At 53.9% G+C, this 24,703-nt stretch carries 21 protein-coding genes; 6 read left to right on the top strand and 15 right to left on the bottom strand.

All coding sequences use genetic code 11. The features are described 5' to 3' along the window. Positions 1-141: 141 nt before the first annotated feature. Positions 142-1,896 (top strand): Rqc2 family fibronectin-binding protein, encoded by a 1,755-nt coding sequence (locus tag NST08_RS09825; RefSeq protein WP_251536952.1) that lies wholly within the window; start codon positions 142-144, stop codon positions 1,894-1,896. Between the two features lie 140 nt (positions 1,897-2,036). Here the strand turns inward: NST08_RS09825 and NST08_RS09820 are convergent, their stop codons facing one another. From NST08_RS09820 to NST08_RS09780, 9 genes are all read right to left on the bottom strand, one after another. After that, positions 2,037-2,915 carry a PHP domain-containing protein gene (locus NST08_RS09820; RefSeq protein WP_007129641.1) on the bottom strand — a complete coding sequence of 293 codons (879 nt, stop codon included), beginning with the start codon at positions 2,913-2,915 and terminating at the stop codon, positions 2,037-2,039. 65 nt (positions 2,916-2,980) lie between these two features. Further along, entirely contained in the window at positions 2,981-3,877 is an 897-nt protein-coding gene (locus tag NST08_RS09815) for a selenium metabolism-associated LysR family transcriptional regulator (protein WP_040738469.1), read from the bottom strand. A gap of 128 nt (positions 3,878-4,005) precedes the next feature. Beyond that, positions 4,006-4,443 (bottom strand): hypothetical protein, encoded by a 438-nt coding sequence (locus NST08_RS09810; protein WP_007129639.1) that lies wholly within the window; start codon positions 4,441-4,443, stop codon positions 4,006-4,008. Positions 4,444-4,805: 362 nt separating this feature from the next. Next, positions 4,806-5,069, bottom strand: a complete 264-nt coding sequence (locus NST08_RS09805) for a YlbG family protein (protein ID WP_007129638.1) — start codon at positions 5,067-5,069, stop codon at positions 4,806-4,808. A gap of 47 nt (positions 5,070-5,116) precedes the next feature. Beyond that, complete coding sequence (locus NST08_RS09800; RefSeq protein WP_028405222.1) at positions 5,117-5,554, bottom strand: YlbF family regulator; 438 nt, start codon at positions 5,552-5,554, stop codon at positions 5,117-5,119. A 96-nt stretch (positions 5,555-5,650) separates the two neighbouring features. Then, positions 5,651-7,390 carry a helicase-associated domain-containing protein gene (locus NST08_RS09795; protein WP_260985692.1) on the bottom strand — a complete coding sequence of 580 codons (1,740 nt, stop codon included), beginning with the start codon at positions 7,388-7,390 and terminating at the stop codon, positions 5,651-5,653. After that, positions 7,387-9,207: a DNA repair helicase XPB gene (locus NST08_RS09790; protein WP_341341720.1), complete on the bottom strand. Its 1,821-nt coding sequence runs from the start codon at positions 9,205-9,207 to the stop codon at positions 7,387-7,389. The genes NST08_RS09795 and NST08_RS09790 overlap by 4 nt, the downstream gene beginning before the upstream one ends. 163 nt (positions 9,208-9,370) lie before the next feature. After that, positions 9,371-10,540, bottom strand: coding sequence for an amidohydrolase (locus NST08_RS09785; protein ID WP_144866596.1), 1,170 nt, complete (start codon positions 10,538-10,540; stop codon positions 9,371-9,373). Positions 10,541-10,573: 33 nt separating this feature from the next. Beyond that, the gene (locus NST08_RS09780; protein ID WP_341033927.1) at positions 10,574-11,077 is read right to left on the bottom strand and encodes an NUDIX domain-containing protein; all 504 of its coding nucleotides are present in this window, start codon (positions 11,075-11,077) and stop codon (positions 10,574-10,576) included. Positions 11,078-11,334: 257 nt separating this feature from the next. Here NST08_RS09780 and NST08_RS09775 point away from each other — a divergent pair, with 257 nt between their 5' ends. Further along, the gene (locus tag NST08_RS09775; protein WP_341341719.1) at positions 11,335-11,682 is read left to right on the top strand and encodes a YugN family protein; all 348 of its coding nucleotides are present in this window, start codon (positions 11,335-11,337) and stop codon (positions 11,680-11,682) included. 10 nt (positions 11,683-11,692) lie between these two features. Then, the gene (ftsW, locus tag NST08_RS09770) at positions 11,693-12,910 is read left to right on the top strand and encodes a putative lipid II flippase FtsW (protein ID WP_028405217.1); all 1,218 of its coding nucleotides are present in this window, start codon (positions 11,693-11,695) and stop codon (positions 12,908-12,910) included. A 70-nt stretch (positions 12,911-12,980) separates the two neighbouring features. Here the strand turns inward: ftsW and NST08_RS09765 are convergent, their stop codons facing one another. Further along, the gene (locus NST08_RS09765) at positions 12,981-13,367 is read right to left on the bottom strand and encodes an Asp23/Gls24 family envelope stress response protein (protein ID WP_007129630.1); all 387 of its coding nucleotides are present in this window, start codon (positions 13,365-13,367) and stop codon (positions 12,981-12,983) included. A gap of 187 nt (positions 13,368-13,554) precedes the next feature. Between NST08_RS09765 and cax the strand changes: the two genes are divergently transcribed. After that, positions 13,555-14,634, top strand: coding sequence for a calcium/proton exchanger (cax, locus tag NST08_RS09760; RefSeq protein ID WP_312889674.1), 1,080 nt, complete (start codon positions 13,555-13,557; stop codon positions 14,632-14,634). A 135-nt stretch (positions 14,635-14,769) separates the two neighbouring features. Here cax and NST08_RS09755 read toward each other — a convergent pair whose 3' ends face one another. The 5 genes from NST08_RS09755 to NST08_RS09735 form a co-directional block, all read right to left on the bottom strand. Next, positions 14,770-15,057 (bottom strand): YlaN family protein, encoded by a 288-nt coding sequence (locus NST08_RS09755; RefSeq protein ID WP_007129628.1) that lies wholly within the window; start codon positions 15,055-15,057, stop codon positions 14,770-14,772. 148 nt (positions 15,058-15,205) lie between these two features. Next, positions 15,206-15,451 (bottom strand): HPr family phosphocarrier protein, encoded by a 246-nt coding sequence (locus tag NST08_RS09750; RefSeq protein WP_007129627.1) that lies wholly within the window; start codon positions 15,449-15,451, stop codon positions 15,206-15,208. Between the two features lie 97 nt (positions 15,452-15,548). After that, positions 15,549-16,664, bottom strand: coding sequence for an aminopeptidase (locus tag NST08_RS09745; protein WP_007129626.1), 1,116 nt, complete (start codon positions 16,662-16,664; stop codon positions 15,549-15,551). Between the two features lie 127 nt (positions 16,665-16,791). Beyond that, a complete protein-coding gene (locus NST08_RS09740; RefSeq protein WP_210095529.1) occupies positions 16,792-17,646 on the bottom strand; it encodes a hypothetical protein in 855 nt (284 codons plus the stop codon). Between the two features lie 225 nt (positions 17,647-17,871). Continuing rightward, positions 17,872-19,851 carry a sensor domain-containing diguanylate cyclase gene (locus NST08_RS09735; protein WP_213614198.1) on the bottom strand — a complete coding sequence of 660 codons (1,980 nt, stop codon included), beginning with the start codon at positions 19,849-19,851 and terminating at the stop codon, positions 17,872-17,874. A 478-nt stretch (positions 19,852-20,329) separates the two neighbouring features. Here NST08_RS09735 and rpsD point away from each other — a divergent pair, with 478 nt between their 5' ends. Next, positions 20,330-20,932, top strand: coding sequence for a 30S ribosomal protein S4 (gene rpsD, locus NST08_RS09730; protein WP_007129623.1), 603 nt, complete (start codon positions 20,330-20,332; stop codon positions 20,930-20,932). 510 nt (positions 20,933-21,442) lie between these two features. Further along, a complete protein-coding gene (locus tag NST08_RS09725) occupies positions 21,443-24,517 on the top strand; it encodes a transglycosylase domain-containing protein (RefSeq protein ID WP_340901048.1) in 3,075 nt (1,024 codons plus the stop codon). Positions 24,518-24,703: the final 186 nt, after the last annotated feature.

Genomic DNA, 24,703 nt, shown 5'->3' with positions numbered 1-24,703 from the left:
ACAGCTTTTCCACCCCTGCTACGTAAATGTATTCGGACAAAACCTGAATTATCACAGAAGGGGCTATTAAGTTTTTACGGGAAATATGGCATCATAGAGAAGTACGATAGGAAGGGTAAGAGACAGAAGGAGAATGTATTCATGGCACTGGACGGAATCGTTACACGTGCGCTCGTGCATGAGCTTCAATCATGCCGGGGCGCGCGGATCAATAAAATATATCAACCGAATGAGAGGGACATCGTCCTGCATATCCGCACGCAGCAAGGCAATGCGAAGCTGCTGCTGTCCGCGAACCCGACGTATCCCCGGGTGCATCTTACCGGCGAAGCGTTCGTCAATCCGGCGGAAGCGCCCATGTTCTGCATGGTGATGCGGAAGCACTGCGAGAGCGGCATCATTGAGGACATAACGCAGGTCGGCATGGAGCGGATTATCGAGATCACGGTCCGGCAGCGCGACGAGCTGGGCGATGTATCCACCAAAAAAATCATCGTTGAGCTGATGGGCAGGCACAGCAACATCATTCTGCTCGATCCGGCCACGGGCACGATCCTGGACGGCATTCACCATGTCACGCCGGCGATCAGCAGCTACAGAGTTGTCATGCCGGGCTTTGCCTACACGAGCCCGCCCGAGCAGTTCAAGCAGAATCCGCTTGAAACGGGACAAGACGCTTTCCGTGAGGCATGCCTGCTCAGCGAGGAGCCGGCAGTTTCATGGCTTGTGGGCACCTTCAGCGGTTTGAGCCCGCTCGCCGCCCAAGAGATCACGCACCGGGCCGGAGCGGAAGATGCCTCCGGCGGAGAGTCCGAGAAAAATTGCGGCAGCCTGTGGAGCGCATTCAACGAGGTGATGGATATGGTGCGCCATCATCGGTACAGCCCCGTATCCGGACTTAATGCAAAGGGAAAGTCGGTGTTCTCGGTCATTCCGCTCACCCACTTGGCGGAAGAGACCAAGACCTATGGCTCGGTGAGCGAGTGCATGGAGGATTATTACGGCGATAAAGCCCAGCGCGACGCCGTGAAGCAGAAGGTAAGCGATCTTCTGCGTTTTCTGCAGAACGAGCGGACCAAGAATATCAAGAAGCTCGATAAACTGCATGAGGATTTGGAGGAAGCCGGCGATGCGGACCGTTACCGGATCTTCGGCGAGCTTCTGTTCGCCTCGCTGCACCAAATTCAGAAGGGGGACCGGGAAGTCCGGCTCGTCAACTATTACGATGAAGAGCAGGCGCTCGTCACCATTCCGCTGGACCCTCTCCTGACGCCATCGGATAATGCCCAGCGCTATTTTAAAAAATATAACAAATATAAAAACAGCCTGGCCGTCATTAACGAGCAGCTGATCAAAACCCGCGAGGAAATCGGCTATCTCGACAATCTCCTTCAGCAGCTGGACCATGCCACCTTGAACGACATTGACGAAATACGGGAAGAATTGATCCAGCAAGGGTACCTCCGGGACCGAAGCCGCAAGACGAAGAAAAAGAAGAAGAACGACAAGCCTACGCTTCATGTCTACACATCATCGGAGGGCATCGAGCTGTACGTCGGGAAGAACAATCTGCAGAACGAGTACCTGACCAACCGCCTTGCATCCCCTAACGATACTTGGCTTCACACGAAGGATATTCCGGGGTCGCACGTCGTGATCCGCAGCAGCGAATTCGGGGAGGCGACGCTGCAGGAAGCGGCGCAGCTGGCGGCCTACCACAGCCAGGCCAAGGAGTCCAGCAGCGTGCCTGTCGACTACACCTTGATCCGGCATGTCCGCAAGCCAAGCGGGGCGAAGCCGGGATATGTGATCTACGACAATCAGAAGACGTTGTTCGTCACGCCGGATGAACAGCTGATCAAGGGACTGCCGAGCACCGTGAAAAACAACCGATAGCGCCGGTCCTTATCTGGGCTGCCTGGAACAAATAAGAACCAAGAACAAATAAAAACCAAGACAATAAAAAAACGGGTATCCCCCATGAAAACGAAAATCGGGGATGCCCGTTTTTATTTATATGTCTGATCCATGTCCGTTCACTGTACGGATCCCTGCGAATTCCGCAGCTGCTCCAGCACCTCGGCCGCTACGCGCCTTGCACCGATGTCTCCGTGAAACACCTCGCCCTGCCTCACGCCATGATAGTCCGAGCCGCCGGTCACGATGAGGCTGTATTGCTGGGCCATGGCCAGGTAGCGGGTTTCATCGTCCGCTCCGTGGTCGGAGTGGTACACCTCGATTCCCCTCGGCCCGGCCTCCCGAATGATCATTTCCACCAGTTCATCGTCCTCATAAATGCCCGGGTGGGCGAGCACGGGCACGCCTCCGGCATCGCGAATCCAATCGCAAGCCACCGACGGATGAATCCGCTCCTGGGGCACATAGGCTGCCGCTCCTTGCGCAAGATAGCGGTCAAACGCCTCGCGCATGCTGCCGGCATGTCCCTTGCGGACTAGCGCATCGGCGATATGAGGTCGGCCGATGCTCTCATCGGGAGCAAGCTCCCGCCCCAATCCTCGAATGACTTCATCCATCGTGATGCTGATCCCGAGCTCCTTAAGCTTCGCTAAAATCTTCTCATTGCGCAGCTCCCTCGTTCGCCGGAGCTCCGCCAGCCGTCCGAGAAAGACTTCGTCATGGATATCCACATAATACCCCAGGATATGAATGTCCTTGCCGCCGGCCATGGTACTGATTTCCACGCCGGGCACAACCTCAATGCCGTGACGTTGTCCGGCAAGGAGAGCTTCTTCGACGCCGGCGACCGTGTCATGATCCGTAATGGCCAGCGCGTTTAAGCCGCGCTCGAATGCGAGCTGTACATTTTCAGAGGGACGATTCATTCCATCCGAAGCCTGTGTGTGCGTATGCAAATCACAGCCTCCCTTTACGTCATCCGGTAATCGTATGGGCATTTCCATTCTCCTTTCGCGTTTGACCATAACCACAAAGCTTGCAGCCGCTCTCAACAAGCCTCTGGTTACTGCCGCTGCTCTTTCAAATAAGTCAGGAAGGTTGTCGCGGACATCGGCAGCAGGGCGGACCGCAGCTGAATCGCATAGAAATTGCGTTTGAACGATGCATCCGCGATATCAATCATCTTGACCAGCCCAAGCGCGGTTTCGTGCTTGACGGTTGAGGTGGAGAGCATAGTGATCCCCAGCCCCTCCTCCACGGCCGATTTGACCGCGCCGGTGCTGCCGAGCTCCATGACGGTCCGAATCGCCCCGGGGTCAATTCCCCGCTCTATCAACACATCCTCCATCACCTTCCGGGTACCGGAGCCTTTCTCTCGAAGCACAAACGGATAAGTCAGCACTTCACTCAGCTCGATTGGATCCGGTCTCTCCGCAATCGGATGCCCCGATGGGACAATCAGCTTCAGCTCGTCCTCCATGACCGGCTCAAGCACCATATCCGGATGCTCCACCGGTGCTTCGATCAGCCCGAAATTCAATTGATGGCCCGCGATCTCCTCGAGAATCTGCGATGTGTTCATCACCTTCAGCATAATCGATATGTCGGGATACGCCCGCCCGAACGGTCCAAGGAGGCGCGGCAGCACATATTCGCCGATGGTCAGGCTTGCGCCGAGCTGGAGCCTTCCGAGCAGCATATTGGAAAAGGCCGCCATCGCCGCATCCGTTTCCCGCGAGAGCTCGAGGATCTTCCGGGCATAGGGCAGCAGAATCCGACCGGCCTCGCTTAGTTCGATGCGCTTCGTGGAGCGGTTCAGCAGCTTCGTGCCGAAATGCTCCTCCAGAGCCTGGATCTGCATCGTGACCGCAGGCTGGCTCATGTGGAGCGCCTGAGCGGCCGCCGAGAAGCTCCCCCGCTCCGCCACCGTATAAAAAATATGTAGCTGATGAAAATTCATAACGATCGTTACCCCTCTCGCTGCCTGGCTCAACACCATTGTAGCCGATTGCCGGCAAACCCACAAAAAAGACATCCGCGCAGATCGCTCGCATGCCAATGTGGATTTCTATCTATTATTTTTTAAAATTATTTTCGTTTACGACTGTTCTTGATCAAGGTCATGCGCCGCGAATGGCGCAGCCACGAATAATATGACTTCAGGTCGCGAAGCTCAATCGTCTCCGACATGCGCCCCAAAAAAGTCACGATAATCATCCGATGCAGCGGGTTGCCGATAAGATCACGCTCATCCTCCAGCTCCGAAAACTCCGCTACCACGACCAAATCGTCGTCAATTAAATAAACGTCCTGTTCATTGCGATAGTACGGCACGATCCGGTTCTGCTTCAGGCATTCCCACATCCAGGCCCCGATTTCCTCATGGGTCGTGTCGTCGCCCTTTACCCGATCCGTATACCGGCTTCTCGCATGATTGGTAACGACGATGTCAGCCACTTTTTTATCATTCAATGTAATATAAAACGGCTCGTATGTGCTCCAACGCTCAGTCCCTTTGTCGCGCATGGAATATCACTCTCCACCAAATGGGTCTTTATATCTATGTATATATACCCAACATATTACATCATTCCACTAGGATTCACAAGATTGAAACCTTGCTTCTTGTGAACATTTACCGAAAATTTAGTAATTCCTCTAGTTGTATCTATATTATCGCCGGAGATTCCGATTTATTCCAATTGATTTCTAGCTTTTGCCGATAATTTTTATAAAAATGAAAACGCGGGTTCACGTCGGATCATCGTCTTCCCCGCCGGACAATAAAAAAAACGGCCCCGGAGGGCCGCTAATCCGCGCTGTTGCAACCAGTGGTTGCCTTATGTCGTTTCTGTCCTCAAACTGCGCCTGCAAGCTTCGTCTCCGGTCTATGGACCGTAGAACTTCGCCTTGTCAGGACCTTTGCTGTTATATTCCGTCTTTATCTCGTTCCGGTAAGAGCGCTCGATCTTACGTACGTAAGATAATCTCCGGATATTCTTCATCGTTTCCTCGGCACGGTCCGCGTTGACGTACATCACAACGTAATGCATCCGGCGTGAAATATAATGCACGCTGCCGTACTTCTCCAGATTCCTCGCTGCCTTGACATCGCTGACCCATATAATAAAACCGGTACGTTCCGCCAACATCCTAAGGTCCTCGCCTCGCTTTCATTCTCTTATCGGCTCGCAGCGCTTTAGCCGCACTGGCAGGCGCCACCGCTGCCGCAGCCCTTCTTCGGAAGAGGATCGTTGCTAGGGACCTTGATGCTGCTCGAAACCGAGAAGGCAATTCGCTCGGACATTGAGTGCAGAAGATCATCCAGATTCTTCTCCGCCTGTTTGAACCGGGCGACCGGCTCAAAGGCTTCCAGCTCCGCCTCCACCTTGCTGACCTCATCCTTCGCCGAATGGTAGTTCGGATGGAAGTGACCGAACCGCTGCGTCTCCTCGAACAGCTCCTTCTTGGCTTCCAGCTTCTTGATCAGGCTCTGGATGGCCGGGTCTCGCTCAACCGCCTGCTTCCAATATAAGTAATCCGCCACTTCGACGGAAGCATTAATCATATCGCCGATCTCGTAGGCATAGGTGAGCACCTCGGCCATATCGATCGTGTTTATTTCCGATACGCTCATGAACTCATCCCGCTTCTCTATTAGATTCGTCCCTTGCTTGTGCATTCGTGGACTCTTCCATCATAGCATAACGTGCGTCTCTTAAGAAGGGGGAATTCATACGCTTTCAGGGATAAGCAAGCGCATTTCTCTCCATTGTCCTTCGCTAAGCTGCACGATCGACTCCGGGCCGTCAGCGCCAGGGGGAAACAGGGCGCCTGTTATTGTCCAGGGGTTTCGCCCCAGCTCGCGCGGAATGAATTCCATTCGTCTGCCGTTGATCGAAATTTCCAGTTTTACGGATAAAGCGAGTGCCTGCTCCATCATTTGCTTGGCCGTCGAGCTGTGGTAAGCCCGCCAATCCTTCGTCCACATGGCAGGAATCCGCGTCAAATCCGGGAGCAGAGAGCGAATATCCGGCAACCGCTCATCCACCTCGTTAGGCTCGTTCTCCGCTTCGCCAGTGCTGCCAGCCCGCTCCGTGATCACAGCCGCTGCGGAATCAAAGGACCAAGGCAGCGGATATCGACTGCTCCCACCATCGGCACCATCGGCAAGGTCCGCGTTACCCAGCTGAAGCCGGTGGCCCGGGCGGTTTTCCGAATCGTCCGCTCCCATGCCCCACTGGACGATCGCGGTCCGGACATGGTCAGGGAATCCGGCCGCCGCCCCTTTCTCGAGCAGCTGGATGATCTGCTCCGGGCCGATGCCTGCCCTTGCGGCCTCCATGACCGAGTCGCGGGTCAGCCGATAAACGGACATGACGTCATCCGATAACCGTTCCGTAAACAGCGCAGCCTGAAATCTAAGCGTATAAGGAACGTCGGGCGGGATCAGGATGTCGAAATCGGGCTGAATATACAACCGGCCGCTTCCTGCCTCGCTGTTTGCGAAACCTCCGAATAACGCCGGGAGCGGCGTCATGCGCCACCGAAACACGATCCTTCCGTCATCATTCTCTCCGAGGTCGATGTACCCGCAGCCTGCCAGCAAACGAAGCCATGGGAAGGCTTCCCCGGCGTGTAAACGGCTAATGGTGCCGGCACTATCTTCCTTCTGACTGCCGTCATGGCTGTCCGACAGCAGCAGGCCCGGATCGATCCACCGCCCGCAAGTCAAGGACGGATCGCACAGACGCCAGACGAAATGCTGGTAGGCCGGATTCTCCGGAGTGCAGCGCTCCATAAGAATGAAGAGGATCCTGTTATCCATCGCTTCGCGCGAAAGCTCCAGCCATTCTCCAAGAGCCCGGCGATCAATGATCAGCCCGTGCCGCTGGATGGCGGCAAGCCCGAGAGACTGGAGCAGGTCAAGAATAAGCGCTATTTGAGGCGGATACGCTTCATGCTGAGTGAACCGGAGCACTGCTGGATCCAAATCGTTTGGAGAAAGGGCTGCGATCTCCTCCAGCCGCCGGATATGCTTTTTGTGCAGCACGCCACGGGAAGTAACGGCCAAAGAGGTTTTCTCCGCATATACCAGCGTATTGAATACATCAAGCGATATGCCGGCTCTTCCTTCCTGCAGCAGCTTGGAAGGTTCTCCCGCGGACGGAACTGCCTGCAAACCGCCAAACGACGATTGAAGGAATCCGAGCTTATGAAACGGAATGCAGTACTCCCACTCGTTCCATCCTTTGCTTGCCGCCTTAATCCATCCCCGCCTCCGTAAGAGCAGCACCCCAAGCTGCACCTCCGCGCCGCTCAAACGCGGAATGATCAGCGTGCGCAAATGGCCGTCGCTAAATGGCCTCCCGGCGAACCTGCGCCAAATGAAGGAAAGCACTGTGCGCTCCAGGGGACGCAGCTGATCCAGGCTGGCCGTTCCTCCCCTTTCATGATCCCCCATCGCCGTCATGGGCTTGACGCCTCCCTTCTGCCCGCCGGTCTCGGTTCTTTGCGACCCGAAGTCTGCTTCGCATGCACAGGGGCGGGGACCGCCCCCTCCATGACGGTCATCGTCCGATACTCGTAGCCCTGCTCAATCAAGAACATACGGCGGCGCAGCGCAAAAAACTCCTCACGGCTGTCCTCCGTTACGAGCGTATAGAAATGCGCCTTATTCTCACCTTGCTTGGGCCGCAGCAGTCTCCCTAAACGCTGGGCTTCTTCCTGACGCGAGCCGTAGCTGCCGGAAACCTCGATAGCCACCGACGCATCCGGCAGATCCACCGCAAAATTGGCAACCTTGGAGACGACGAGCAGCCGGGTCTCCCCGCTGCGAAAAGCGGCATACCAGGCATGCCGTTCGTTCTGCGCCATCCGCCCGGTAATGAGCGGCGCTTGCAGCCGATCGGCAATGGCTTTCAGCTGATCCAGGTACTGGCCGATGATGAGGATCTGTGCCCCCGGATGGCGCTCGACAAGCCGGATAAGCGTTGACAGCTTGGACGGATTCTCGGCCGCGAGCCGATACTGCTCTCTCTTTCCTGCAGCCAGGTATTTCTCTTTCAGATGCGAAGTCATCGGCACCTTAACCTCCAGGCAGTCCACCTCGGCGATCCACCCCTGATCCTCGAGCTCCTTCCACGGCATCTCATACCGCTTCGGACCGATCAGTGAAAATACATCATGCTCCCGTCCATCCTCCCGAATCAGCGTAGCGGTCAGACCCAGACGGCGTGTGGCCTGGATATCGGCGGTAGCTCGAAATACCGGGGCGGGCAGCAGATGAACCTCATCGTATATGATCAGCCCCCAGCGGCGCTCATTGAACAGCTTCATATGGAGCTGCTCGTCCCCCTTGCCCCGCCGGTGTGTCAATATCTGATACGTGGCGACGGTGACAGGCCGGACTTCTTTCCGATGTCCGGAATATTCGCCGATGTCCTCCGGGGTCAGCGTCGTTTTCCTTAACAGCTCATCGACCCACTGCCTGACCGAGGTTGTATTGGACGTGAGGATCAGCGTCTCGCACTGCAGCTCGCGCATTGCCGCCATGCCGATCACCGTCTTCCCCGCCCCGCAAGGCAGCACGATCACGCCGCTGCCGCCTGAACCCCCGGCATCCCGAATGGATGCGGCCGCCTCACGCTGGTAATCGCGAAGCCGAAAGCCTTGCACCTTCTCCTCCTTCCGGGGATCGGAAGCTTCCGGCAGGCTTTCGTTGCCTGGAGTTGCGGCCAACGGATCGGTTTCTCCCCGCCACCGGATGTCCAAATACTGCCCGTCCTGATACCCCGCATGGTCCAGGACAGGATAGCCGAGACGCGTCAGCTCCTGCTTCAATAAGCCCCGCCGGTCCGCCGGGACCTCCGCCTCCTTGGATGAACGGAAGACGAGCCCGATGTCCGCCAGCGTGCGCAGGCTCCGCAGCTCGTTCAGCAGCGACTCACTGTCACTGCGCAGAAGCAGGTGCTGCTCCTTGTCCGGATGCGGCAGCAGCGACAGCTGCCCGTAACGGCTGACAAGCTGACGAATTTCGGCCAGAACCTGTACCGGAACCTCCCATCTGGCCAGCCCCTGCAGGCTGGAGCAGATCGTTTCGGCGCTCATTCCGCTGGCGGCGGCATTCCAGAGCGATAAGGGGGTAATGCGATATGTATGAAACGACGAAGGACTTTTGACCAGATCGGCATACTGCGACAGCTGCCGGCGGGCCTGCTCGAATTCGGGGTGTGCGGTCTCAAGCAGAATGGTCCGATCCCTTTGGACGATGCATGGCTTTGGGTTCATCGTCTACTCCTCCTTTTGCATGAATTTGCGGCAAGGGTCTTCCGGCTCCTAAAAAAAGGAAGTCCACATCCAAACAAACATTGGATCTGAACTTCCCCTTATAATCTATAGGATTGCCAAAAAACGTCCATTCATGCGCCTGCCGTCAAAGAAGGCAGATTCTCTAGCCTTCCTCCCGGCAGCTTGATACCATCTCCACGAGCAGCCGAACGCCGTACCGCATCGCCTCTTCATCGAAATCAAACATCGGATGGTGATGCGGGTATACCGCTTCCTTCTGCGGGTTCCCTGCGCCCACGAACATGAAGCAGCCCGGAAGCTCTTGTAGGTAGTAAGCAAAATCCTCGGCCGGCATCAGCTTCGGCGACAGCTGCACAAACTCGTCTCCGAACACCTTCGGCGCCGTACGGAAGAATCGGGCCGTCTCCTGCTCATCATTCACCAGGGCCGGATAGCCAATCAGATAACGGACCGACGATTCCGTGCCATAGGTCTCGGATACGGTGCGGGCCATCATTTCGATCCGCTCACGGATCAGCGTCCGCGTAGCCTCGTCGAACGTGCGCACCGTTCCCGTAATCCGGCAGGACGATGCGATCACATTCTGCGCTGTGCCTGCCTGCATCGTACCGATCGTGACGACCGCAGGCTGAAGCGGATCGACCGTTCGGCTCACGATCGTCTGCAGCTGCATGACAAGCGCGGCCCCGGCTACAAGCGCATCAGCTGTTACATGCGGCATCCCGCCGTGACCGCCGCGACCGGTAATATCGATGAAGAATTCATCGGCTGCGGCCATGAGCGGACCCGGAGCACTCGCTGCGGTGCCGACCGGGAGCGGTGTCCACAGGTGAAGCCCGTAGACCACATCGGCGCCTTCGATGGCGCCGTCCTTGATCATCTCGATCGCCCCGCCGGGGCACACCTCCTCCGCAGGCTGGAACATGAACCGGATTTCGCCCGGAAGCTCCTCCCGGTACGTGCTGTAGTAAGCGGCCGCTCCAAGCAGCATGGAGGTATGGCCGTCATGCCCGCAGGCATGCATTACCCCCGGAACTCTGGATTTATATTCACAGCTCTTGCCGTCCTCGATCGGCAGGGCGTCCATGTCCGCCCGCAGCACGATCGTTTTTCCCGGCTTGTCGCCTCTTAAAATGCCAATGACGCCGTGACCGCCGACATCGGTCTTTACCTCGAGGCCGAGCTCCCGCAGCCGGTCCGCAACAAATCTCGAGGTTTCCTTCTCATGAAACGATACTTCCGGATTCATATGTAAATGACGTCGCCACTCTACCATTCGCGGAAACCACTGTTCCCAAAATGCTTCCTTCATCAAGCTTCATCATCCTCCCCGAACTATGAACGATCATTCGATCGAAAAATAACCGTTAAGGCTCCCCAGAAGCAGGCCATGTCCGACCATGGCGTCTACGCCGCCTTGCTGAACCTTTCGGAACACGTCCCGAAGCGGAACCCATGCGGCGGCCACATCGTCATCGTCCGGACGGCGGTCCAAAGCTCCTGCCGGCTTCAACACATCCGTAAAATAATAATGCACCTTCCGGTTCGCAAGCGAAGCCATCGGGTAAGCGCTGCCCATATAGCTAAGATCCTTGCATCGTATGCCCGCTTCCTCTTCCAGTTCGCGCCGGGCGGCCGCAGCAGCCTCTTCCCCGGGACGGACGGTCCCTCCGGGAAGCTCCCAGGTTATCTCGTCCACCGCTTCCCGATACTGGCGAACCAGCAGCAGGCAGCCTTCATGCATCGCTACCACCGAGGCTGACTCCGGCAGCTGGTCGAATACAACGATTTCGTGCTGCTCGTTCACCTCGACTGCATAATATTCCGTCTTGTACACGGTCCGGTTCATTTGGCCCTCCGCCTTTCGCTGTATGATATAAACCATATGAATATATAACCGCGCGGATGGAAAGCGTACATTTCAAAACCGATTTGCTCCTCGTTTTATTCTAACAGAAAAGAGGAATGCCTGTCGTCACCAAAATATCTTCTGGATACATGGTCTCAAATTGAGGCCGGACGGGCGCTACAGGCTTGCAGAAGTTCCTGAAACATACTATCATATTAAAGAACTTTGCTAGGAATATTAAGGGGGTTTATGACCACATGATTTTTGAAAATACAGGCTTAGACGGTTTAAACAGCGATTTGGCTTACCTCGACGAATGTGCGGAAAAGGTAGGGTTCATTCGCTGGCAGTGGGAATACTACCGCGCTACATACGATTTGAAAATCGAAGATAAAAAGAACCAGGCAGAATACTTCCTGCGCATCAACACCCGCGCCGTGGAAGGCAAGCTGGAGAAGCCTGACACCATTCTTAAGATTGAAGCGGTCTACATGGGCAAGGCTACCTTCCCTCACGGTCTGGAGTATGAGAGCATGGCTCCTCAGCCGGTTATGAATGTGGCCACCAAGAAGATTCAGGAGCTGAAAGCTCTGCTGGAAGCGTAGTGGTTACGCCATGAATACGACCAAACCTCAGCCGAAGAGAGGCACTCCTGATTTCCAGCTGCTCATCATGACCTTGCTGCTGGTGGGATTCGGACTGATTATGGTGTTCAGTTCCAGCTCCAGCTTGACCGTCTTCAATGAGAAATTCAACAACGATCCGCTTTACTTCACGAAGCGTCAGGCCGCCTTTGCCGTTCTGGGTACCTTTGTCATGTTCGTGGCAATGAACATCAACTACAAGAAATACAAGAAGCTGTTTCTTCCTGTATTTTTTCTAACACTGATCCTGCTTATCTTGGTCGTAATGCTCGGTAAGACGACCAACGGCGCCGTCAGCTGGTTCCAGCTCGGATCGCTGGGCATTCAGCCTACCGAGCTTGCCAAGATCGCTACGATCGTGTATCTGTCCGCCTTGATCACGAAGAAAGGGGAACGCATCCGTCAATGGAAGGGCGGATTCTTCCCCGTCCTGATCATCGTGGGCATCGTCGCAGGACTCATCATGCTGCAGCCGGATCTCGGCTCCTGCTTCATTCTGGTCGCGACCTGCGGGCTGCTTATCTATGCGGGCGGAGCCAACCTCAAGCATATTCTCGGCTGTATTTCGCTCGTCGCGCTCGGTTTGGTGCTTACGCTCGGCGTCGGCTCGCTCTTTAACTCGGACGATACTCCCGAGCAAGCCTCCAAGAACTATAAGGTCGGACGGATCGAGGCGTTTCTGGATCCCTTCAAGGATGAATCGAGTACGGGCTACAACCTGGTTCAATCCCTGATTGCCATCGGCCAAGGCGGTGTCACCGGAGCAGGTTTCGGCGAGAGCGTGCAGAAGCTGCATTACTTGCCGAACCCCTACAACGACTTTATTTTCTCCGTCATCGGCGAGGAATTCGGCTTTATCGGCACGGCATTATTTTTACTGTTCTACTTGTATTTCATTATCCGAGGCATTATCGTCTCGCTCCGATGCTCCGATCCTTTCGGGACGCTGACGGGCGTGGGCATCATGGGCCTCATCGCCATTCAGGCCTTCATCAATATCGGCGGCGTGACCAACACGATTCCGATTACCGGCGTGACCCTTCCGTTTATCAGTTACGGCGGCTCATCCCTGCTCGTCATGATGCTCAGCATGGGGATTGTCCTCAGCATCTCAAGGGACAGCAACCGGCCGGCGAAGCAGGAACAGGTCAAATCCGTCATTAAAAAAGACTACCGGACAGCCCGGTAGTCTTTTTTATGTACAATCCATTGTGTTCATTGCTGCAGGGAGAGCCGCTTCCCCTCCCAAGCGTATCGACTTATTTCGCGCGCTGCGGAAGATCGTCGATTTCGTCATCCTTGAACGCCACGCCTTCGACCTTGACGTTGACCTCAACGACACGAAGGCCGGTCATGCTCTCGACCGCTTCGCGGACGTTCTGCTGAAGCATGCGGCACACTTCATGTATAGGCGTCTCATAGAGCACGATGATGCGCAAATCGATTGCGGCCTCGAGCTGCCCTACCTCTACCGTAACACCCTTCTGCACATTTTTACCGCTAAGCCGCTTGGCCCAGCCCTCCGACAATCCGCCGGACATCGCTGCAATTCCTGGTGTCTCCAAGGCTGCCAGTCCGGCAATTTTCGATACGACATCATCCGATATCCGAATTAAACCGTTATCCAGTTGAAGTTGTTCCGTCATGCCAAATCCTCCTTCACCTCATTATCCGTTATTGTAAATCCTAACAGGCCCAAAAAGCAAATGCCCGCATCACAAACACCGGATAATTTTTCAAACAAAATGGGTATATTGTAAAAAGAACCCCGAGAATCGTCGTTTCGGCTCGTACGATCGCTTCTTCGAATGACAATACAAAAGGCAGGTGTACATTATGAAAAAATGGTTGAGCCCGGCGCTTCTCATCGTGACCTTTCTGCTCAGCGCAATCGGTCATTATGCAGGGTGGAATTTTACCCTCCAGTTCATCCTTTCTTCCATTTCGGTCATCTTTGTCGCCGGCTTTCTGGGCAAAGCGACCGAAAGCGTCGCCCATTATGCCGGCCAGCGCCTTGGCGGCTTCCTGAACGCCACCTTCGGCAATGCCGCCGAGCTGATCATCGCGATCTTGCTGATTCGTGAAGGCCTGTACGACATGGTTAAGGCGAGCATCACCGGCTCGATCATCGGCAATTTGCTGCTTGTACTCGGTCTGAGCCTGTTTGCGGGAGGGCTCAAGTTTAAAATCCAGAAATTCAACATGACGCTGGCAGGGCTGAACGGCTCCCTTATGACGCTGGCCATCATCGCACTATTCGTTCCCGCTGTCTTCTTGAATACCCATTCGATTACGGAAGACGAAACGAAGCTGCTCAGCCTGATCGTCGCAGGAATTCTGATCGTCTCCTACATAGCATGGCTCGGCTTCTCCATGATCACGCATAAGGAGTACTTGGCGGATGTCAGCGAAGATAAGAGCGATCAGGATGCGCTTGCACATGAACAAGAACCGACCTGGTCGAAGGGACGCTCCGTTCTGTATCTCATCATTGCAACGGTTATGGTCGCCTTCGTCAGTGAATGGCTTGTCGGCGTGCTGGAGCCGATCAGCCACGAATACGGTCTCAGCGAGCTGTTTATCGGTGCATTTCTGGTAGCCATCATCGGTAACGCGGCTGAGCACAGCGCAGCGATCATGCTGGCACTGAAGAACAAGATCAGCGCCGCCGTGGAAATTGCGGTCGGCAGCAGCCTGCAAATCGCCCTATTTGTCGCCCCTGTCCTTGTGTTCGTCAGCTTCTTTATGGGCGACACCATGGATCTCGTATTCACGACGCTCGAGCTTGTGGCCATCGGCGTTGCCGTATTCATAGCCAGATCCATCACCCAGGACGGCGCCTCCAACTGGTACGAGGGCTTGCTGCTATTAGCTGTCTATATCATCCTTGGCGTGTCCTTCTTCCTAGTATAGCCTTTGGGACGCGTCATTTGATTGGCCGCAGGATTCTCCGCCGTTAACTAACGTCCCATAACATACCAAGAGGCTGTCCGGGTCAATAGACCATTCGGACAGCCTCTTCTATGTATGCGCCTGTACAAGTACAGGCTATTCGGATTGATTCATGGCTTCGTACAGGAGCGCCAGATTGCGTTCGAGCTTGCTGATCAGCTGCTTCCCTGTACTTTCCGGAAGAAGTCCGGCCCGTACCGCAAAATCGACCTCTTTCGAAAAACCGTACATTTGGGTATCCAGCACTTCCTCATAGAGAGGGCAATAACGGGTCGCCAGATTCTCCATCTGTACTTCAATAAGCTTTAGGATTTTATCTGCATCTTCATGTAGAAGACTGATCGCTTTAAGATTCAGCTGTTCCTGTAGATCAGATGAAGTCATGATCTTCCCCCCTATGTCCAAAATCACAGCACAGTTACTATCTTTAATATTAGTCGAAATCGCGGAGCAATACAAGGACCTGAAAAAAATAGACCCCCTGCTAACGAAAAAACACCCTTCCATTCGGTGGAAGGGTGTTTTTCGGCTGTTATTCAGCCACGACGGAGACATTCAAGCCATGCTTGTTAAATACGTCGATCATTGCTTGTTTAGCTTCGTCAGCATCAGGTCCGTGTACATGCAGCTCGTAGCTTTGGTTGCTCACCAGCGTGGTGAACAGGCCCAAAATACTCTTCACGTCGATGTACTTGTTCTCCGCCTGCAAGACGATGGAGGACGAGAACTTACTGGCCGTTTGCGAAATTTCTACGATCGCTGTGTTGTTATTGGACATACGAATCCCTCCGTAACTTTTAGGATCTGAAAAAATATCTCACATTGCACCTTCATGATACATTGAATCCGTTTTCTTATGCAACCTATTTTCCAATCTATTTAAGATTTTCCGGATTTAGCGCCTCCAGCTCCGGAATGACGAACAATCCGTCTTTGCGGATCAGCCGATCGTCGAAATAGATTTCACCGCCGCCGTACTCCGGACGCTGTATCAGCACAAGGTCCCAGTGAATGGAGGAACGGTTGCCGTTGTCTGTTACATCATATGCCTGCCCCGGCGTAAAATGCAGGCTGCCGGCGATTTTCTCGTCGAACAGAATATCCTTCATCGGCGTTAAAATATACGGATTGAAGCCGATGGCGAATTCTCCGATGTATCTCGCCCCTTCATCCGAATCCAGAATCTCGTTCAGGCGTTTCGTGTCGCTGCCCGTCGCCTCTACGATTTTACCGTTTTCGAAACGGAATTTGATGTTTTCAAAGGTGACGCCGTTATACAGCGTCGGAGTATTGTATGCGATCGTCCCGTTTACCGAATCCCGTACGGGCGCGGTATATACTTCTCCGTCCGGAATGTTCTTCTGGCCGGAGCACTTTTCGGCACCGATATTTTTGATGGAGAAGGTAAGATCCGTGCCCGGACCAACGATGCGGACCTTATCGGTCTTTCTCATCAGCTCTGCAAGCGGGTCCTGGGCGCGGTCCATTTTGGAATAATCCAGGTTGCAGACGTCGAAATAGAAGTCCTCAAACGCCTCGGTGCTGGTGTTGGCTAGCTGCGCCATGCTGGCGTTCGGATATCGGAGCACCACCCACTTCGTGTGCTTGACGCGCTCTTCGCTATGTACCGGATGTGAATATAGTGCGTTATAGAGCTTCATATTCTCTTCAGGCACATCGGCCAAGTCGTTCACGTTCTCGCCTGCCCGAATCCCGATGTAGCAGTCCATCTTCTTCATACGGGCGACATCGAACTCCGCCCACAGCTCAAGCTGCTCCTTGCTTGCATGTTTCAGCATGGCGCGCTGAACGGTACGGTCGGTCAATTGCACGAACGGACGTCCACCATGCTTGGATACCTCTTCGATGATTGCATTCAGCAAATCCCGTTCCGAGCCGATCATTTCGATCAGCACATTTTCACCCGGCTGCATGTCGACCGAGTAGGTCACGAGATTATGAGCCAGCTTCTGAATTCTGGGGTCACGCATATGTCTAGTCCTCCTTATGTTGAGACCGCTGCCAAAAATTGAACAGCGGTAAATTTATACCTCATTGTAGCACGCACTGCCGCCCTCCGTCAGCTAAAGGATGCAGAATTGCTGCTCTCCCCGCTTATCAATAGCCAATAAATGTAACGTCGGATAAGAGCGCCTCGGTTCTCGCCTTGCCGGACCGGTCCACATAGGACACCGACCTCTCCATCGTCATGCGGATCGGCAGCTGTGACCGCTTATCGATCGTCAGATGACAGATAGAGGCAGCCTCCGCTTGATCAAGCATTCGGGTCAATTCCTCATGGTCCCGCTCCCATACGGCTTTCAGCCGGGCCCGGACTTTGGGGTCCTCACTGTACAGCGGGTCACCCTTCCGCTGCATTCGCTCGAGAAGCAGTTTCATCTGTCCTTGAAGCGATCGCTTCGTCATATTGGCCGCGGCCTCCGGCGACAGCTCAATCCGGAGCACCTTCGTCCCCCTGGCCGCGCCCAGCTCCGCGGATATTTTCTTATCCGATTCTCCAATATATTCAAGCTGCTCCAGCGGATTGAGCCGGGTCATCCACAACTCCTCCGCCTGCCCGGAGGTAAGCGCATTCCATTTGCCCTCCTTGCGCTTCAGTGAGACGGTCATTCCATCCGTCGAATAAACCGAATCGCCTGTCGCCTGCTGTAGACTCCCTTTCGAAGTCTTATCCTGTATCGTACGCCCCGGTGTTCTCGAGGACAACGTTAAATTCGTATGGTTCTGCAGCTTGCCTTCGAAAGCAAGCGTCTGCTGGAACAAGCCGCTCTCCTCCGTCCGGATCGCAGCCTCCCCTTTAAAAGCGAAATTATCAACCCCGGATAACCCAGCCAATGCCCGTTTGAAAGAATCCTCCGGACTTAGACTATCCTGCCATGCGCAGGCAGGCAGGCTTAACAGCAACAGGGCGGTACAGAGCATGCCCCGCACGACCCGCAGTTTTTTCCACATGATCATCAGCCTTTCATTTGTCATGCTCTTAGGCTATCTTGCAGGGCACGACATTATGCAGCCGTGAATCAAAAGCGCAGCCTTGCATCTTATTAACAGACCGGTATACCCATTAGCGGCCGGCTTGTTAAAAGGAGCTTTCGGGACCGTTGGTCTGGGCCTGAACTTCCTGAATGTCAGGAGGATAATAAAACGAGGCTATCCCCTCTTACGGGACAGCCTCGTTCATACCGTTTCGGCTTTCTCGACAACAATGCGATTCCTGCCGTTCTTCTTGGCTTCATACAAAGCCATATCCGCTCTATAAAACAATGATTCCACGCTGATCTTGTTGTTCGTCCAGTTCCATTCCGAAATTCCGCAGGATACCGTCACTCTCGGATCCGTTTCCTCGGCAACCCTGGTGCGTATCCGCTCCGCCACCTGCACGGCTTGTTGAATTTCGATGCCGGGCAGATATACCGCCAGCTCCTCTCCGCCCCAACGGGCCGGAATGTCGCTGTGACGGATCGTGCTCTTGACGATGTTGCTGACCTGCTTCAATATTTTGTCGCCCCGCTGGTGGCCGAATGTATCATTCACCTGTTTGAACTGGTCGATATCAATAACGATGAGGGCTCCGCAAAAATCACGGTTCTGGCATTCATAGATCACTTCATCGAGATAATGCCTTGCATACAGCTCGGTCAGCATGTCCCGGTTCGCCATTCTGCGGACCTCGGCGTGCAGGAAGGCATTCCCGATCGCCAGGCCGATGTGGCTGGTCAGCGCCTGAAGCAGGCGGTAGCTGTCATAGGAAAAATAATGCCGTTTGGCATGGGTCAGCAGCACGACGCCCCGAACCTCGCCGTTCACCGTTAGCGGCGTCGCAATCATCGAGCTCGAGTTCGTGGTCTCCATCAGCTTCGATTCGGCCGGCCGCTCTTCATTGTAATCCGATAGAATCAGCGGCTCCTTCGAATGATATACGAGGCCACCGAGGCCATAATCCTTCTCGAAGACTTCCTTCGCCAGCCATTCCGCATTGCAGGACACCACTTCAAGGCCGCCGAGCTCCGCATTGTATATTAGAATGCAGCAATAGTCCGCCTCAAGGATCTTAAGCAGCTCATGGTTCGCGAATTGGAATATCTCCGCCAAATGCAGGCTTTTGTTCAGCCTCTGCGTCAGCTCATTGATCATCCGCAGCTCATGGATCATCAGGTTGGACTGCTCATACAGCTTAGCATTCTCAAACGCGGTCCCCGCAGCGTCGGCCATCATCCCCAGCAGCTCAAGGTCCATATCCGGCAGCACCGGCTTGTCCACCTCGATATGCAGAACCCCGTAAACCCCCTGCTTGCCGCCCATCGGTATTCCGATCTCGACGGTGTTCTGCGGCTCGGGATGCTCGCGGATCGTTAGGGTGCCCTCCATAAAGGTCCGGACATATACATCCTCCTGCCAATGCTGAAGAAGCAGGGGTCGGACGAGCGGATGGCTGCTCTCATGGTCCTGGGACATGAACAGCTCCACTTTCGCTTCCGGATACAACGCAAGCACGCTTTCGATCGCCTCGCTTAACACGCTGTGAACATCGATCTGGACATGCATGCGCTTCACGTACTGAAACAGCACCGAACGACGGTAAGCTTCAAGCTTGGCATGGTCATGAACCCGCACAAGATCATTAACAAACATGGATTCGAATTTCCGGTAGAAGCATGTCCGAAACAGAAGCGCCTGGGACTCCGTCACCATCAGCGCCAGTTCTTCCCCCGCAGAGCCGGGCGACACGCTGACCATCACAGCAAACAAGTCGCCCTCGCTTCGTGTAAACAGCGGCACCGAGCATACGACACTGCCTTCGTACAGGCCGGGATTCATTCCGGATGCGGGCATCTTGTCGCTCAATGACCGGTGCACGGCTCCGTCTTCCCCGGCAGCAAAATATTGCCTTAGCCCAGAATCCCCTGACAGCCATGCCCCTTGATGAGACAGAACGGCCCACCTGAACTTCTTTAATGCTTCTGCACCTGCGTTCTCCTTCTGCCACTCCGAATAGCTCTTTTCGATTAGCGTTTGAAGATAGGGATAATCATAAGCGGTTATATCCAATCCCTGAAGGGACAGACCGGACTTGCTTCCAGCGTTACGCCCGGCATCATTGAACATGTCCGCATAACCGGGCGGTCTTTCGTACACTTTCGGTTGTTCCTCTGACATATTGGGCGCTCCTTTGTACCATTATAAAGGCCTGTCTAAGACATTGGCGTCCATAAATTGTATTTAATATATGTAAGGATTCCATTCTTGCTGAAAGACATCTAGATATAAACGACTACATAATCCAATCTTATATTACTCTTTTCTACCCATTTTTGCATTAACTTTTCTGCATTCATCGCAATATTTTTAGGTCCATGGTCCTATCGACAAAATTAGACAAACTCCATTCAACCTTTTCGATAGGTTAAGCTTGACTTTAAGTCATTACTTCATATAATATTTATTGTTGAGTAAGAATGCAATGCATTCGATGAATTTGGGCGGAAACGTTGTGTCACCCTCACGTTATTTGTTACTGTCGGGACAGCGGCTGAACTTTCCTGTCAGATCTTCCGGGCTTAACTGGTTAGAGCAAACAAATACGGCGCAAATAGAGCCCTAATGAAATTTATTTAAAAAAGGAGTCTATATAACAATGGCACGTTACACCGGTCCTAAATTTAAATTGAGCCGCCGTCTGGGAATCTCCCTGAGCGGTACAGGTAAAGAATTAGCAAAACGCCCTTTCCCTCCTGGACAACATGGTCCTAACCAACGGAGAAAAGTCAGCAACTACGGCATGCAGCTTCAAGAAAAGCAAAAGCTGCGCCACATGTACGGCTTGGGCGAGAAGCAATTCCGCACCCTGTTCGATAAAGCAACCAGCATGAAAGGGATCGCGGGTGAGAACTTCATGTTCCTGCTTGAAAGCCGTTTGGACAACCTCGTGTATCGTCTTGGCTTCAGCAATTCCCGTGCAGGTGCCCGTCAGCTCGTTGCTCACGGTCATGTAACTGTAAACGGCAAGAAAGTTGATATCGCCTCTTACTCCGTAAGCATCGGCGATGTAATCGGTCTTCGTGAAAGAAGCCGCAACCTTACTTCCGTTAAAGAAGCACTGGCTAACCGCGTACATTTGCCTGCTTACCTTGAGTTCGACGAAACTGCATTGGAAGGGAAATATATCCGTCTTCCAGAGCGTTCCGAGCTTTCCCAAGATATCGACGAGAAGCAAATCGTCGAATTCTACAACCGCTAAGATTCTGCGGAGCCCAAGAAACCTGAAAGCCATAGCGGCCTTCAGGTTTCTTTTTTTGTTGACGGCTTTCCCATCATTACCTCAATATGCAGCGTCGAAGCTGGGAGCGCCCCACAATCCTCTCGAGCCTTCCCCTGCCCTCCCCGTCCCTGCTGGTTTCGATTCCATCCTTGATTCCAATTCATGCTTGTTTCCAATCCACTTGTTTCGCGTCCATGCTTGTTCCCCTCCCCTCTCCGTCCGTATTTTGAGCCAGGAGCTGTTGATTGGCGGTTCATGCCGCCTGACGCGACTGCTCGCGTTAACCGTTTTCCCCGTCTGTTTGCTCCGCGATCGGCCGCTAGCAGCGCCTCCTTGAAGCCTCCTTGGTGTGGTAATAAATGCATCCAGCATTTAAGCATTCCAAAATAAATCATTCTTCTTTAAAAAAGGACATTCTATAAAGGACAAATGATTCAAACCCTTCGATTTATGCTATAATAGGTGCGTTAAAAAGGAGGAGTATCATTCATGGTTGAGGAGAAAAAACAGGGTTCCGGAAAACAGAAAAAACCGCGAAAACGTTCCTTTCTGCGGGTTTTCGGATCTGTCATCGGATGGCTTTTTATTATAGGCCTGACAGGTGTGTTGTTCGCCGGAGGAGCCGTTGCGGGCTATGTCACCTCGATCGTTAAGGATGAGCCTGTAAGGTCGCGGGCACTCATCGAGAAGACGATGAACGATAATGCCATTACCGGGTTTGCCTACTTCCGTGACGGCTCGCCGATCGGGCAGCTCAGGACGGAAGAAGACAGACGACCTGTCGAATTTGAAGAAATTCCCCAAATCGTTAAAGATGCCGTCATATCCATAGAAGACAACCGTTTTTATACACATAAGGGTGTTGACATAAAAGGCACTGCGCGCGCAGTTAAAGAACGTTTGCTGAACGAGCCGGTCCAGACCGGGGGAAGCACGCTGACCCAACAGCTTGCAAGACTGACCTTCCTCAGCCGTGACCGCACGGATAACCGGAAGGTGAAGGAAATGCTGCTGGCGATGCGTATGGAGCGGTTTCTAAGCAAGGATCAGATTTTGACCGCCTATTTGAACAAGGTGCCTTACGGCAACGGTTCAAGCGGTTACCAGGTGTTCGGTATCAAAGCTGCCGCTAAAGGGATATTCAACATCAACAAGCTGGAGGACCTGAATATCGCCCAGGCTGCTTATCTTGCCGGCCTGCCGCAGCTTCCATCCTCCTACTCTGCCTTTAACGGGAAGGGCGAATTTGATGAAAAGGCCTTCAAACGGGCGATAGATCGCCAGCATCGGGTGCTGGACAGCATGCTCAAGGAAGGCAAAATTACGCAGGCGGAATATCGCGAAGCGCTGGACTTCGATATTAAGGGAGCGCTGGCACCGCGGACGCAGAAGGCTTATGTGACTTATCCGTATCTCATGATGGAAGTGGAACGCCAGGCATCCGATATTTTGGCACAGCTGGAACTCGAGGGTTCTGCCAATGACCGCAAAGAGAAAAAAGATGAGGAAACACCGGATTTGCTGACCGGCGGGTATCGAGTATATACAACGATTGACCGCACGGTATACCGCACGATGCGCGCCATTGCGGAAGATGACAGCAACTTCTTCCCGGACAGCGAGAAGGGCGTGGAGCAAACGGGCGCGATGATGATCGACAACAAAACCGGAGCCATCCTCGGCATGATCGAAGGGCGTGATTTCAACATCGAGCAGATGAACCACGCCACCCAGATGAAACGACAGCCGGGCTCGGCCATGAAGCCGATCGCCGCTTATTTGCCGGCGCTTGAATCCGGAGCGATTCAGCCGGCCAGCGTTGTGGATGACTCACCCATCATTTTGAAAGATTACTCGAAAGTGTATCATATACCGAAGAACGCATACACCGGCTACAGAGGCCTGATGACGGCCCGGCAAGCGCTGAACGATTCCACCAACACGGTCGCGTTGAAACTGTTCAACAACACCGTCGGTATCGACAATGCCTGGGCATTCTCCAAAAAGCTCGGCATCACCACGCTGGAGGAGAAGGATTACTCCGCAGCGACGGGCGTACTGGGCGGCCTTAGTCGGGGCGTAACCGTCGAAGAGCTGACGAATGCATACAGCTCCATCGGCAATAAAGGAAGATTCAACGATGCTTTTATGATCGAGAAGATCGTCGATTCCAAAGGGAATATCGTCTACAAGCACGAAGTGAAGCCGGAGCAAGTGTTCTCCGAGCAAACAGCCTATCTCATGACCGACATGATGCGTACCGTCATTACGAACGGTACCGGAAGCAAGGTCCGGGATACGTATAAGAAATTCAATGAAATTCCGATTGTCGGCAAAACCGGCTCTACGCAGAACTACGGTGATGTCTGGTTCATGGGCTATTCGCCTGACATCACGCTGGGCGTCTGGGTCGGCTACAAGGAGCAAAAGCATGTGCTCGTCGGAGATCAGCGGAAGCATGCCCAGAGCATCTGGGCGAAAATTATGAATGAGGTCACCGACGTTAAGCCTGAGCTGTTCCCGACGAAGAGCTTTGAGAAGCCGGAGGGTATCATCTCCAAGACCGTATCCGCGTACAGCGGGAAAGTGCCTACGGCGCTAACCGACCGATTCGTTACGGATATTTTCAACGCCAAATATGTACCGACCGAGCCGGACGATGGCATTGCCAAGGCTAAATACATTACCTATCGCGGCGTGAATTACATTCCGCAGGAAGCAACTCCGCTCGATATGCTCAAAGAGCAGATCGTCGTTAAACGGGAGAAGCCGATCGATGAGCTGATCCAAGAGCTCGAGAATGCGCTGAAGGTCATGAAGGGAGAACGCAGACCGCTGGAATACTATCTTCCGCAAGACGCCAAGAAAGGCATGCCGACCAAGATCGATCCGAGAAAAGATGACGGCAGGGCGCCTACGCCGCCGAAAAACGTTCATTACAACATCGGCAGCGGATCGATCAGCTTCAGCGCGAGCGGCTCGCCGGACGTCGTAGGCTATCGCCTCTATAAATCGGTCAACGGCAGCCCGTTCACCCATCAAGGCCAGGTTGTTCTGGCCGATGGCAATTACGTCTTCTCCGGCCTGGGATCCGACGGCCTGTTTGCCTCGTATTACGTAGTGGCGGTGGATGTGGCCGGTAATGCTTCCGAGCCTAGCACGATCGTAGGTACCGGCGCACCGGGCTTTACCACCTCGGAAGAGGCGGATCCGGAAGAAGACCTCGGCACGGATGAAGGGCTAACCGAAGAGGTTCCGGAGGATGACCTGGGCTCCGAAGGCGTTACTGCTCCTCCGGCAGCTCCCGGGCAGCCAACGATAACCGCTACGCCGGATGGCTTCACGGCCAAATGGAGCGGCAATGCGCCGGAGGAAGAGGTCATCGCCTATAACATTTACTACAGTCCGAACAGTGACGGGAACTATCAAGTTCTCGGCACAAGCAAAAGCACCGACTATTATTACGTAGGCGGGCCGATGAGCGGTACGTTTCGAGTGACTGCCGTGAATTCGGCCGGGGAATCAGCCCCTTCGCCAACCGTCTATTTCGAGAAAACCGAATAAAGACATCAACGAAGCCGCTTCTTTCGAAAGAACCGCATCCTTCCGGGTGCGCTTTCGTTAGAAGCGGTTTTTTTATGCTGTGCAATGTGTCTTGATGACTGCTGCACGATGCTCAGCGTCTCGCTTGGACGACAAGCCTAGACGTTGTTACAGCAGACAGCGAACCACATTTCAATTCATTTGCCT

The organism is Paenibacillus sp. FSL K6-1566 (assembly GCF_038050475.1).
Taxonomy (GTDB): Bacteria; Bacillota; Bacilli; order Paenibacillales; family Paenibacillaceae; genus Paenibacillus_AQ; species Paenibacillus_AQ lactis.
Note: the sequence above shows the minus strand (reverse complement) of the source record. Positions and strands in the feature narration are given on the sequence as shown.